Origin of the sequence: Amycolatopsis echigonensis, from assembly GCF_014174495.1 — a bacterium.
GTDB classification, from domain to species: Bacteria; Actinomycetota; Actinomycetes; order Mycobacteriales; family Pseudonocardiaceae; genus Amycolatopsis; species Amycolatopsis echigonensis.
Window position 1 is genome coordinate 1 of the sequence record NZ_JACJHR010000025.1, and the last position, 12,440, is coordinate 12,440.

Annotated in this window: 14 protein-coding genes; 9 read left to right on the forward strand and 5 right to left on the reverse strand. The window is 70.1% G+C overall.

The features are described 5' to 3' along the window. Positions 1 to 553: 553 nt before the first annotated feature. The 4 genes from H5411_RS47645 (at position 554) to H5411_RS18710 (ending at position 3,324) form a co-directional block, all read left to right on the forward strand. A complete protein-coding gene (locus H5411_RS47645; protein ID WP_101434188.1) occupies positions 554 to 802 on the forward strand; it encodes a DUF397 domain-containing protein in 249 nt (82 codons plus the stop codon). 153 nt (positions 803 to 955) lie between these two features. Next, positions 956 to 1,834, forward strand: coding sequence for a helix-turn-helix domain-containing protein (locus H5411_RS18700; protein WP_244194488.1), 879 nt, complete (start codon positions 956 to 958; stop codon positions 1,832 to 1,834). A gap of 31 nt (positions 1,835 to 1,865) precedes the next feature. Continuing rightward, positions 1,866 to 2,735 (forward strand): SAM-dependent methyltransferase, encoded by an 870-nt coding sequence (locus H5411_RS18705; RefSeq protein WP_183124459.1) that lies wholly within the window; start codon positions 1,866 to 1,868, stop codon positions 2,733 to 2,735. A 40-nt stretch (positions 2,736 to 2,775) separates the two neighbouring features. Further along, on the forward strand, positions 2,776 to 3,324 hold the full coding sequence (locus tag H5411_RS18710; protein WP_183124460.1) for a phosphoribosyltransferase family protein: 549 nt from the start codon (positions 2,776 to 2,778) through the stop codon (positions 3,322 to 3,324). Here the strand turns inward: H5411_RS18710 and H5411_RS18715 are convergent, their stop codons facing one another. Next, positions 3,325 to 4,167 (reverse strand): NAD(P)H-binding protein, encoded by an 843-nt coding sequence (locus H5411_RS18715; protein WP_183124461.1) that lies wholly within the window; start codon positions 4,165 to 4,167, stop codon positions 3,325 to 3,327. Between the two features lie 89 nt (positions 4,168 to 4,256). Between H5411_RS18715 and H5411_RS18720 the strand changes: the two genes are divergently transcribed. After that, on the forward strand, positions 4,257 to 4,634 hold the full coding sequence (locus H5411_RS18720) for a winged helix-turn-helix transcriptional regulator (protein WP_101434183.1): 378 nt from the start codon (positions 4,257 to 4,259) through the stop codon (positions 4,632 to 4,634). 56 nt (positions 4,635 to 4,690) lie between these two features. Here the strand turns inward: H5411_RS18720 and H5411_RS18725 are convergent, their stop codons facing one another. Then, positions 4,691 to 5,530: an MmyB family transcriptional regulator gene (locus tag H5411_RS18725; RefSeq protein ID WP_101434182.1), complete on the reverse strand. Its 840-nt coding sequence runs from the start codon at positions 5,528 to 5,530 to the stop codon at positions 4,691 to 4,693. A gap of 101 nt (positions 5,531 to 5,631) precedes the next feature. Between H5411_RS18725 and H5411_RS18730 the strand changes: the two genes are divergently transcribed. Then, a complete protein-coding gene (locus H5411_RS18730) occupies positions 5,632 to 6,396 on the forward strand; it encodes an SDR family oxidoreductase (RefSeq protein WP_101434181.1) in 765 nt (254 codons plus the stop codon). Positions 6,397 to 6,482: 86 nt separating this feature from the next. Here the strand turns inward: H5411_RS18730 and H5411_RS18735 are convergent, their stop codons facing one another. Continuing rightward, a complete protein-coding gene (locus H5411_RS18735; protein WP_101434180.1) occupies positions 6,483 to 7,937 on the reverse strand; it encodes an amidohydrolase in 1,455 nt (484 codons plus the stop codon). A 396-nt stretch (positions 7,938 to 8,333) separates the two neighbouring features. Between H5411_RS18735 and H5411_RS18740 the strand changes: the two genes are divergently transcribed. Both H5411_RS18740 and H5411_RS18745 read left to right on the forward strand, forming a co-directional pair. Next, positions 8,334 to 8,669: an ArsR/SmtB family transcription factor gene (locus tag H5411_RS18740; protein ID WP_183124462.1), complete on the forward strand. Its 336-nt coding sequence runs from the start codon at positions 8,334 to 8,336 to the stop codon at positions 8,667 to 8,669. Continuing rightward, a complete protein-coding gene (locus tag H5411_RS18745; RefSeq protein ID WP_183124463.1) occupies positions 8,666 to 9,136 on the forward strand; it encodes an SRPBCC domain-containing protein in 471 nt (156 codons plus the stop codon). Before H5411_RS18740 ends, H5411_RS18745 begins: the two co-directional genes overlap by 4 nt. Before the next feature lie 70 nt (positions 9,137 to 9,206). Here H5411_RS18745 and H5411_RS18750 read toward each other — a convergent pair whose 3' ends face one another. After that, entirely contained in the window at positions 9,207 to 10,433 is a 1,227-nt protein-coding gene (locus tag H5411_RS18750) for an alkaline phosphatase (protein WP_183124464.1), read from the reverse strand. Positions 10,434 to 10,567: 134 nt separating this feature from the next. On the opposite strand from H5411_RS18750, the gene H5411_RS18755 reads away from it, so the two are divergent. Further along, positions 10,568 to 11,290 (forward strand): dienelactone hydrolase family protein, encoded by a 723-nt coding sequence (locus tag H5411_RS18755; RefSeq protein WP_101434176.1) that lies wholly within the window; start codon positions 10,568 to 10,570, stop codon positions 11,288 to 11,290. On the opposite strand, the gene H5411_RS18760 is transcribed toward H5411_RS18755, so the two are convergent. Continuing rightward, entirely contained in the window at positions 11,287 to 12,420 is a 1,134-nt protein-coding gene (locus H5411_RS18760; protein ID WP_101434175.1) for an ROK family transcriptional regulator, read from the reverse strand. The genes H5411_RS18755 and H5411_RS18760 overlap by 4 nt on opposite strands. Positions 12,421 to 12,440 lie beyond the last annotated feature (20 nt).

Below are 12,440 nucleotides of genomic sequence, written 5' to 3' on the forward strand. Positions count from 1 at the left end.
TCGGCTCGGCTCGGCTCGGCTCGGCTCGGCTCGGCTCGGCTCGGCTCGGCTCGGCTCGGCTCGGAGAAGCGTCGCTCCCATCTGCAGCGCCGCAACCCGCCGACGGTGTCCGAGCCCGCAGCACTCAGTCGCGAAGCAGCGAAGCAGCGGAGCCGCCGAGCCCCGACCCACCCCACACCCGCAGGCCATCCGCTCCACCGCGCCCGGCCGCCGGATCACCAAGCGGCGCAAGCGGAAACTCCACTGGACCAGCCCGGCCGGTCAGCCGCTCCACAGGTGTCATCAAGCGCAGGCACCCCAACCCTTCCACGCCTCAAAAAACCACGAAAAAAGCAACACCCACCCACCCCAACAACGGAATCCGCACCAACAATGCGAAATTGCACGTGCGCAAGCACTGCCCAATGCACGAGAAGTGTCCATTCAGGTGAATTCCCCAACGCAGAGCGCGTGTGCCCCACCCTCCCACTACCCTTAGGAATATTCCGAACACATTCCGTACTGCGCGGAATATTCCATTCATCGGCCGAAACCGAGAAAACGAGGGGTTGCAGTGGACACCTACGACCCGCACGAGCACGCGCACCCGACCCGCCCGGCAGTGGGCTTCCCGGACCACGGCTGGCGGAAACCCTCCGCCTGCGGGCCGAATTCCGGTAACTGCGTCGAGGTCAACCTGGCTGCTCACGGGCTTGTCGGGGTGCGGGACAGCAAGACCGACAGCTCTCCCGTCCTGGTCTTCGACCGGGGCGAGTGGGCGCGTTTCGTCGAGGCCGTGCGGCGCGGGGAATTCGACGGCTGACCAGGCGCGACCGCGAAATCGTCGCACCGAAACCGCCGTCCGGCGCCAGCGATCCTTGCGAAAAAAGACGCCGACCCGGAGTATTGTCCGCCGGGTCGGCGCATTACTATCGGAGGTTCGCATCGGCCCCTGGACGAAATGACGGAGCCCCTGGTGACCACGCCGATCCGGCAGCCGCCGCCCTCCCTGCGGACCCAGCGTTCCCGGCTGGGCTCCCGGATCCTCGCGTGGCGCACCGCGCGCGGGCTGACCCAGGTCGAGCTCGCCGACGGGATCGGCTGCAAACAGCCCAAGGTCCAGAAAATCGAATCCGGCAAGGCGGGCACCCGCCCCGACGACCTCGAGCGGATCATCGAGGTGCTGGACATCCCGCACGCCGACGCAGATCAGCTGCGGGAACTCAACCAGGCCAACGATCCTTCCGCACGCCGCGCCGAGCGGAGGATGATCACTCCGCACTGGTTCCGCGAGATCCTGGAACGGGAGCAAGCGGCGACGGAAATCCTGAGCTGGACCGGGAATCGCATCCCGGGACTGCTCCAATCGGAGTACTACATGCTCGCGCAGTTCCAAGCCAGCCGCCAGGAGCGGGTCACCGACCGCGTCGCCGAACGCAAGGCGCGGCAACGGCTTTTCGACGCCTGCCCGGGTCCGCGCGCGGTCTTCATGCTGGAGTACAGCTGCGTCGAAAAACTCGTCTACGGCACCAAGGCCAGCATCGCCACTGACCAGCTCGAACACATGATCCGCATCGTCGAAACGCATCCCACCGCCGAGGTCCGGATCCTCCCGCGCGACGCGGCCGCGTACCCGGACGAGGATTTCACCATCCTCCGCTTCGCCCAGCCCGACCTCCTCGATTTCGCTTACCAGGAAAGCAAAGTCAAGCTCATCACCGTGCCGGAGAGCCAGGACGAGTTCGCCTCCTACGAGGAGTCCTGGGAAGCCCAGCTCGCCGCCACGCTTTCGCGCGACCAGTCCCTGCAATACCTCAAAGAATGGGCGAGCCGCTGCGCGACGCCCGCCCGCTGACCGCAGTACCGGACGAAAGGAAAAGCCACCGGTGGCCGACGAACCCTTCCCGCCTCCCGGGGTCGATCTCGACCACCCGAGCGTCGCGCGGGTGTACGACTACTACCTCGGCGGCACGACCAACTGGACGATCGACCGGGAGTTCGCCGACGAGGTGATCCGCGAGTTCCCGCTGATCCGCCCGATCGCGAAGGCCAACCGGCTGTTCCTGCACCGGCTCGTGCGGCATCTGGTGAAAAAGGGCGTGCGGCAGTTCGTCGACCTCGGCTCCGGCGTGCCGACCATGGGCCACGCGCACCAGGTCGCCGACGAGCTCGCGCCGGGCGAGGCCCATGTCTGCTACGTCGACTACGAACCGGTCGCCGTCGCGCATTCGGAAACCCTGCTGCGCGAGTCGGGCGACCTCGACCGGCACGCGGTGATCCACGCCGACATGCGCGATCCGAAGCGACTGTGGGAGCAGATCGCCGCGACCGGCGTGATCGACGTCGAAAAACCGCTCGCGTTGCTGCTGATCGCGGTGCTGCACGTCCAGCAGCCGCCCGCCGAAGACAGCGGCAGCACCGAAGACCTCGGCCCGTCCATCGTCGCGCAGTACCGCGATCTCCTTGCCCCCGGCTCGTTTCTCGCCCTCTCGCACATCACCGACCAGGGCGTCCCCTCCGACGTGGACGCCGGGCTGGTCGAGCTGAAGCAGCTGTACGACCGGTCGAGCAGCCCGGTGATCTGGCGGTCGCGCGAGGAGATCCAGTCGCTGTTCGGGTCGTTCGAGATGCTGGAACCGGGGCTCACCTGGACGCCGTCGTGGCATCCGGAGGAGTCCGGCGAAGGCGCGCCGCAGGTGGAGTTCCCGACGCCGGCGCATTCGGTGATCCTGGCCGGAGCCGCGCGGAAACCGTAATTCGCTCGCCTCGCGTCCGCGCCGCTGAGACCATCGGCGCATGCGCACGAGCACTGTGGCGGACCGGATCCGCGAAGCCACCGTCGTGCTCGGGGACCGGACCGACCGCCACCGTTACCCCGACCCGACGGGATGGTGGCGTTCGCCCGAACTGCTGCGCGAACTGGGTCCGGCGCTCGCCGGGTTGTTCGCCGACGACCAGCCGAATGTCGTGCTGGGCCCCGAATCCCGCGGGTCGCTGCTCGGTCCGCTGGTCGCGGTGGAACTCGGCGCGGGCTTCGTCGAGGTGCGCAAAAACCGGTACCCGGCCAGCGATTCCGACCGATGGCTCCAGCGCACCTCGCCGCCGGACTACCAGGACCGGCACCTGCGTCTCGGCTTCAGCCGCCGCCTGCTCCAAGCGGGCGACCGCGCGCTGCTGGTGGACGACTGGATCGACACCGGAGGCCAGGCCTTCGCCGCACAAGCCCTGGTCGCGGACGCCGGGGCGACGTGGATCGGGGTCGCCGTAATTGTCGACGGGCTCCGCCGCCACGAACCCCGCCGGCAACTCCGCGTGCGGTCCCTCCTGCACTCGCGCGACTTCTGATCACCGGAACGCGTCTACGCTCCGGCTCGCCCACGACGCGAAGGAAGTCGCCGGACGGCCCAGCACCTTCTCGACATCGGAACTGATCCGCAGTTCCGCCGGAAGCGGCTGGCCGAGGATGTCGAGCGTTCCGTCGGCGACCGGTTCCGGCATCTGCCGCAGCATTTGTCCGCGTGCCTGCTCACGGCTGAGTTCGACGAACTCCAGCGGCTCGCCGAGCGCGGCACCGAGGATTTCCGCGCGCTGCCGCGGGCTCGTCGCCTCCGGTCCGGTGAGGACATAAGTCTGGCCCACGTGACCCGATCCAGTCAGGGCGGCCGCAGCGACTTCAGCGATGTCGAGCGGATCCACCGCCGGGAGCGCGACATCGCCGAACGGCGACAAAACCTTGCGCTGCGCCCGAATCGACGGGATCCAGGCGAAGGCGTTGGTCGTGAATCCACCGGGACGAAGAACCGTCCATTCCAGACCGGACGACCGCACCGTTTCTTCCAACGCGGCGAGCGGCCCGTGCGAAACCGCGTCCGGCCGGGTTCCCACGGCCTGTGACGACTGCAGGACAACCCGCGAGACGCCGGCGTCGGCCACGGCCCGCAGGACGGCTTCCCCGTCGACGTGCGCTCCCGCGCCGGAGACCAGCAGAAACAGTGCCTCCGCGCCCTTCAACGCCGGGACCAGGCTGCCCGCGTCAGCCAGATCCGCGACCATCGGGGTGACCCCGGGCCGCGAGGGCGGCGGGGACGTCAACCCACGGGAGACGGCGGTCACGGCGTGGCCGGATTCGGTCAGGGATTCGACCAGCAGGCGGCCGACGTTGCCCGTGGCACCAGTGACGACGATCAAGATTTGCTCCTCAGCTAGCGGTCGAAAGCGACACAGCGAGGCTAAAAGCCGCCGTACAGTAGGTTCCCCAGGGAAAGTATTGGAGCCGCATGACCACGACCGCGCAGCCCGGGGCCGATCCGCTCGCCGCGTGCCGGATCAGCCCGGCCGTCGACCTGCTGTTCAGCCGGTGGACGACCCCGATCCTGTGGACGCTCAACCAGTCCGGGCCGGTGCGCTTCGTCGACCTGGAGCGGCGGCTCGGCGCGACCGGGAAGGTTCTCACGCAGCGGCTCCGCCAGCTCGAACGCGACGGCCTCGTCCAGCGGCACTACTACGCCGAGGTGCCGCCCCGCGTGGAGTACGAGATCACCGAACTCGGCCGGAGCCTGTCGCCGGTCTTCGCCGCGCTCGCCGAATGGACCGACGAGCATCTGCCAGCCGTCGAGAAGGCCCGCGACGCGTACACCGGCCCGCTTCCGCGCTGAGGTCTCGTGAGCGGCAATCCCGGTTCTAACCGGGATTGCCGCTCACGAGACCCGGGCTACCCGGCGAACTGCTCGTTCCCCAGCACGCCCAGCAGCTGGATCTTCTCGAACGCCTCGCTGCGCGGCGGAGCGGTCAGCACCAGCAACGCCTGCGACTGGTCCTCGGTGAACAGCACCTGGCAGTCCACCTCGATCTCCCCCACCTGCGGATGCACAAGCACCTTGTGGTCCTCGAACCGTTTGGCCACCTGGTGTTCTTCCCACAGCCGCGCGAACTCGGGGCTCTCCCGGGTCAGCGCGCGGACCAGCTCGCCCGCGCGCGAACGCGGGCCCATCGACCCGTGCACCACTCGCAGGTTCGCCACCAGCGCCCGGCTCTGCCGGTCCCGGTCGTGCGCGGGGTAGACGAGCCGCTCGTCCGGGTCGGTGAACCACCGGTAGATCTCGCTGCGCGCCAGTCCGGTGTACTGAGAGCGGTCGCCGTACAACGCCTCCGCGAGCCGGTTTTGCACCAGCACCTCGCCGAGGTTCGAGAGGATGAGCGCGGGCGTGTCCGACAGCCGGTCGAGCACCCGCAGCAGCGCCGGAGCGACGTGCGTCGCCGCGACCACCGGCGACGGCGCGTTACGGCCCGCGAGGTGGAACAGGTAGTCCCGCTCGTCGTCGGTCAGCCGCAACGCCCTGGCCAGCGCGGCCAGCATCTGCTCGCTCGGCTGCGGTCCGCGCTGCTGCTCCAGCCGGGTGTAGTAGTCGGTGGACATCGCCGCCAGCGCCGCGACCTCCTCCCGCCGCAGCCCGGCCGCCCGCCGCCGCGCGCCCGCGGGCAGCCCGACGTCCTCGGGCCGCAATCCCTCGCGACGGCTGCGGAGGAAAACCGCCAGCTCAGCTCGATCCATGTCTTCAGTATCCGGCCGGTCCGGCGCGTCAGCCAGGGATCGCCGATCCCCCGATATGCGGTCTCTGCCGCCGCCGCTTCGATCCGCCGAAACTCAGTGGCATGAACATCACCGGAAACACCGTCTTCATCCCCGGCTCGACCAGCGGCATCGGCCTCGCCCTCGCCCGCGAACTGCAGGCGAAGGGCAACACCGTCATCGTCGGCGGGCGGCGCACCGAACTGCTCGCGCGGATCGCCGCCGAGAACCCCGGCCTCGACACCGTGCGGATCGACACCACCGACCCGGCGAGCATCGCTGCCGCGGCCAAGGAGGTGCTCGCGAAGCATCCGGACCTGAACGTGCTCGTCCCGATGGCGGGCATCATGCGCGTCGAGGACTGGCACCGCCCCGAGTCCTTTGTGGACAGCGCGGAAGCGACCGTGACCACCAACGTCCTCGGCCCGATCCGGCTCATCGCCGCGTTCGTCGAGCACCTGCAGACCCGCCCGGACGCCACCATCCTCACCGTCTCGTCCGGCCTCGCCTTCGCGCCGCTGAAAGCCACGCCGAGCTACAACGCGTCCAAGGCCGCCATCCACATGCTCAGCGAATCGCTGCGCCTGCAACTGGCCGACACCTCGGTGAAGGTCGTCGAACTGGAGCCGCCGTCCGTGCGCACCGCGCTCCTGCCCGGTCAGGAGGAAAGCGAGTTCGCGATGCCGCTGGACGCCTTCGTCAGCGAGGTCATGGAGTTGCTCGAAACGCAGCCGGACGCCACCGAGATCCAGGTCGAGAACGTCAAGTTCCTCCGCCACGGCGAGGCCCGGGGCGACTACCACCACGTGGTGGCGACGCTCAACGCCGCGGACCCGCACGGCAAGTGACGCACAGGTACAGCACGGCGGTGAGCACCATGCCGCCGAGCGCGACCACCCGGGTGTAGGCCACCGCCCGCGCCGTTCGACCTTCGCTACGACAAGTACGTCGGCCTTCCCGCCACGATCGTCGCGGACACCGGCATTTCCCGCAGTTCCCGTGCCGACAGTCCGCTCGGGTCGGCCGCCGTCAGCACCAGATCGGCCACGTCGCCGACCTGGACGCCGCGGCGGCCGCCCGACGACGCCGCCAGCGCGTCCTCGAGCGGAATAGCCTGCTCCGGATGCCACGGGGGCCGCTCGTCGTCCGTCCGCCCGACCGCGGCGGCGATCCCGTCCCACGGGTCGAGCGGCGCGACCGGCGCGTCCGAGCCGAATTCCAGCCGGGCACCGGATTCCAGCAGCGTGCGGTAGGCGTACGCGCGATCGGTGCGGCCGGGCCAATGCCGGTCGGCGACGTCGCGGTCGTCGGGCTGGTGCGCGGGCTGCACACTCGCGACCAGCCCGAGCGCGGCGAACCTCGGCACGTCCTCGGGCCGCACCAGCTGCGCGTGCTCGATCCGGCCCGGACAGCCGACCTCGGCGAACGCGTCCAGCGCGATGGTGTTGGCGTGGTCGCCGATCGCGTGCACCGCCGGGGTCAGGCCGTGCTCGTGCGCGCGGCGCATCAACGGCACCAGTTCCTCCGGCGGCAGCTCCAGCAGACCCTTCTCGCCGGACCCCGGGTACGGCTCGTGGCAATAAGCGGTGCGGGTGTTGAGCGAGCCGTCGACGAACAGCTTGAACGGGCCGACCGTGAGCAGCCCTTCGCCCGCCGCCAGAACGTCACCGGTGCGGTGTCCTCTTTGGATGGTCTCGTCCAGCAAATACCGGGCGATCACACAGGAAACCCGCGTCGCGGGCCTTGCCGCGGCTGCCCGCCGGGTCCAATCCGCGACCGTGTCCGCGTATTCGTAGTCGACCACCGCCGTCACGCCCCGTTTCGCCGCGGCGGCCAGCGCTTCGGCGACCCAGCCGTCCTGAACCTCGACCGGCGCGGACGGCAACGCCGCCGTCGCGCTCATGCAGTCGTTCTCGAGCAGGACGCCGGTCGGATGCTCGCGGCCGATCAGCTTCAACGCGGCCGGGCTGAGCCACAACGTATGCAGATCCGCGCTGAACAACGCCACCGCGCGGCCCGGAAGCGCGCGCTGCAGCAGATCCTTGTGCGGCCGATCCGGCCACAGCCCGTCCCGGAACCCGACTCCCACGACGAGGTCCTCCGCCGGAGCGTCGAGCAGCTTCTCCATCAGCAACTCGACCGCGCCCACCGCGGACGTCGCCCCGTCCAGCGGGATGCGCCTGCGGAAACCGGCCCACTGAACGAGATGCGCGTGCGCGTCGACCAGGCCGGGCAGGAGCGTGCCGCCATGCCCGTCGAGCACCCGCGCCGCGAACCCGGTGCCAGCGCCCGGTTCCTCGACAGCCGACACGACGCCGTCGCGCACCCGGACGTCAGCGAGCGGACCCCGCAACCCGACCCGGACGCGGCGGAGGAGAAGATCGTCCATGCGCCCAGCCTGCCAGCCCCGCCCGTTCGGGTGAAGCGGGAATTCGGATGCTGGGGCCGGCGTTGAAACGGGTACTCAGAGGACATGGCAGCCGTCGCCCGCCGAAGGGTCAGGGCCGGTCAGGAGCGCCGCCTTCACAAGCCGCGCAGGGTTCGACTCCCTCGGTTGCCACTTCTTTTCGCTGAGCCGCGGCGCGGATCGGCCTGATTGGGGCTGCCTTGGGCACGGCTTAGGGACGCGAGTCCAGCAGCCGAGCAGGCCCCGGAGACGCTTCGATCGCCGTCTGGTGAACGCTTTTCGCTGCCCTGCCCGAATACCGTGCTTTCCCACGCGGCACGGCCCGCCCTGAACACTTAGCCCTTGCGCTCACCATCCTCGCTCGCAATACTTAGCCTCATGGCTCAGTATTCGACCGCGCTCGACGGGGTGTTCGCCGCCCTCGCCGATCCGACCCGGAGGGCTGTCGTGCGGCGGCTCGGGCAGGGTCCGGCGAGCGTCGGGGAGCTGGCGGGCGACGCGCCGATGACCTTGCCGTCCTTCATGAAGCACGTGCGGATGCTCGAATCGCACGGGTTGATCCGCACCGTGAAGTCCGGGCGGGTGCGGACGTGCGTCCTCAATCGGGACCGCTTCGCGCTCGTCGAGGACTGGCTCGCCGAACAGCGGCGCGTCTGGGCCGAGCGCACTGACCGCCTCGAACAGTTCGTCACCAGCCAGGAGGACCAGCCGTGAACCCCGATCTCGATCTCGGTCTCGACCGCGTCATCCGCGCGCCGCGCAAGCGCGTCTGGGACGCCTGGACCGACCCGGCCAGCCTCGCCCGGTGGTGGATTCCGGCCCCGCTGCGGTGCCGCGTCGAGGAACTGGACGTGCGCGCCGGGGGTGCGTTCGTCACGAGGATGAGCGAGGACGGCCGCACCTTCGTCCCGCATCTCGACGCGTGTTTCCTGGTGGTCGAGGACTATGAGCGGATTGTTTTCACGAACGCGCTCGACAGCACGTGGCGGCCCGCGAATCCGCAGCCGGTCGCGATGACGGCGGAGATCGTCCTTCGCGACCATCCGGACGACACCGACTACCGCGTCGTCGTGCGGCACGGAGACCCGGCCGCACGGGAACGGCACGCCGACCTCGGATTCGCGGACGGCTGGGGCACTGTCACGGCTCAGCTCGCCCGGGTCGCGGAAAACGAGTCCTGACGCGGGTAGCGCACGACATCACGAATCTGGCCTCGTGAGTGGCGATCCCGACTAGAACCGGCACGGCCATTCACAGGCGGGCGGCGGACACCATCGCGCGGTAGACGTCGGTGTTGTCGAGCGTCCCGTCAAGCAGGTCCGAGCCGGGGCCGGTCGCGGTGACCGGGGTCGGAACGCCGCTGTGGTCGCCGGTCGTCCAGTCGACGGTCAGCGAAAGTTTGGTGCCAGGAACGGGAAACGGACCGTCTTCCTTGCCCTCGGGGGCACCGTCAGTGTCCTCAATGGCCAGTCCGCCCGTCTCGTGGTCACCGCCGATGATCACCAGCGTGTCGGGGTGCGAGCGGGTGAAGCGAAGCACTTCGGCGACGGCCGAGTCGAGCGCCCGGCCCGCGTCGAGAACGCCGTGCGCGTTGTTCTCGTGGGCCATTCCGTCGATGCCTTCTTCTTCCAGGAACAGGAAGAAACCGCGCGGGTTGGCGGAAAGCGTGTCGAGCGCCTTCTTCGCCATCACCGGCAGGGCGACCTTCGGCTGGTACGCGCCCTTGCCGTCCGGGCCGTAGTCGACCATGTCCTCGTTGGCGAACAACCCGAGCAGCCGCGGTGCCCGCGTCGCGGCGAGTTCGCTGGCGTTCCGCACGTAGGTGTAGCCGGACCGTTTCGCTTGCTCGATGAGGTTGCCGTGCGTGCTGCGGCTTTCCTCGCCCGGCTTGTCCGGCCACGCTCCCGGATCGCCCTTCGGCAGCCACCAGTCCTCGCCGCCGCCGAGGAGGACTTCCGGACGGCTTTCGGCGAGGTACTGCTTCGCGATGTCGCTCTGCAGGTCCCGTGAAGGCACGTGCGACGCGAACGCGGCCGGCGACGCACCGGTGACCTGCGCGGTCGTGACCAGACCGGTCGACTTACCGGCGCGTTTCGCCTGCTCGAGGATGGTCGGCAAACGGCGGCCTTGCGCGTCCTGCCCGACCGCGCCGTTGCGGGTCTTGTGCCCGGTGGCCAGTGCGGTCGCCGCCGCGGCCGAGTCGGTGACGAGTGCTTCCGGGTCGCCGGGGTCGGTGTGCACCAGGCCGGTGACCGGGAGCCGGTTCATGACCAGGTCGCCCGCCCGGCCGGTCGTCGCGAGCCGGACGAATTCCCGCTGCGCCGCGCCCATCCCGTCGCCCTGGATGTAGACGATGTTGCGCGCTTTCGGCTGCCAGCCGCTGGAGTCCGCGACCGGGCCGTCGCCCGCCATCGCGACCGCGGGCACCGCCCCGGCCACCGCGAGCGCGGCCGCCGCGAGCACCGTCGTCTTGCGCATCCGGACCCTCCTTTAGTTAGGAAGCTTTCCTAACATGATTTCCGGACCACCGCGAGAGCATCACCTGAACGGACGTGTCCGCCGACGGTGAACAGCACTCCGCCGGGCCTCGGCGCTCATTACGGTTGGCTCCCATGGAGACCGTCACGACGCGCACCGTCGAATACCCGGCCGACGGCCTCACCATGGTCGGGCGCCTCGCCGTCCCGGCGGGCACTGATCGGCGGCCCGCGGTCCTGATCGGACCCGAAGGCACCGGCCTGAACGACTTCCAACGCGCACGGGCCGATGCGCTCGCTGAACTGGGCTACGTCGCCCTCGCCTTCGACATCCACGGCGGCCGCTGGTTCAGCGATCCCGACGAGATGCTGGCGCGCTGCCTTCCGCTGCTCGACGACCCCGACCGGATGCGCGAAATCGGCCGCGCGGCGCTCGGCGTGCTGCTCGCCGAACCGCGGACCGACCCCAGCCGGATCGCCGGGATCGGCTACGGCACCGGCGGCGCGGTCGTGCTGGAACTCGGCCGCGCGGGCGTGGACCTGCGCGCGATCGGCACGATCAACGGGCTGGTCACCGGGCGTCCCGGCGAGGCCGCGAACATCCGCTGCCCGGTGTGGGCGGGCGTCGGCTCCGAGGACCCGATCATGCCGGCCGCGCAACGGGACGCGTTCGCCGCCGAGATGCAGGCCGCGGGCGTCGATTGGCGTCTCACGGTCTACGGCGGCGCCCTGCACGCCTTCCACCACCCGCCGGTCGGCCCGGAGCAGAGGCTTCTCCCCGGCGTCGGCTACCACCCGGTGCACGCCGAGCGGGCCTGGCGCGACGTCGTGGCCCTGCTCGCCGACAACCTGGGCTAACGAGCGAGGAACGGCCCCGGATCAGCCAAAACGCCGTGGATCGTGCGGCCCGCGGCGCCGAGTGTCGCGGCGGAATCGCCGAGGGCGGACGGGCTCAGCACCGGCACCGAACCGCGCAGGCCGGTCAACCTCGCCCGCAGCACCGCCTCCGCGGCGGGGGCCAGCCAGGGAAACAACGGGCCGAACACGCCGCCGAGCACCACGCGGTCCACATCCACCAGATTGACCGCCGACGCCAGCGCCAGCCCCAAAGCCTCCCCCGCCGCCGAGACGGCCGACAACGCCGCGTCGTCCGCTTCGGCCAAGGCCGCGGAGAGTGCGTCCACTGTGGATACTCCGGCCGCGGTCAGCATCGCTTCCTGTCCGGCGTAGGTCTCCAGGCAGCCCGCGGCGCCGCAGCGGCAGGACGGGCCGGACGGGGAAACCAGCACGTGCCCCAGTTCCCCGCCGGTGCCGCGGAACAACCGCGAGTCCACGACCAGTCCCGCGCCGATGCCGATCTCGCCTGACACATAAAGGAAATCCGCCGCCCCGGCACCGAACCACAGCTCGCCGAGCGCGCCGAGATTCGCTTCGTTGTCCACTGAGACCGGGACCGGCAGGTCCAGCGAAACGGGCACGTTCCGCCAGCCGAGGTTCGGCGCGCTCAGCACCACGCCGTCCCGCACCGGACCGGACACCGCGAGCACCGCGCCAGCGACCGTCAAACCCAGCCCGCGCGCCTCAGCCAACTCCGCGGAAGCCAACTCCCGTACCGCGTCCAGCACGGTTTCCGCCGGCGCGCCCCGGTTGTCGCGTTCGATTCGGACCGACCGGCGGACCGCGCCGGTCAGATCGAGAAGGCACGCGGCGAGATAGTCCACATTGACCTCGAGCCCCAGCGACGCCATCCGCGCGCCGCTCAGCGACACCTCGACGCCGGGCCGGCCGCGCTCCCCCGCTCGCACGGCAGCGGTCTCCGCCAGGAACCCCGCGTCCACCAGCGAGCCGACCAAAGTGGACACAGTCGACTTGGTCAGCCCGGTCAGCTCCGCCAGCGCGGCGCGGGTGAGCGGGCCGCCGCGGCTGATCTCGCCGAGCACCAGCTCGAGGTTCCGCGCCCGCATCGCTTCGTGCCGGACCGGCTCCATGTCCACCTCCGCTCTTGACG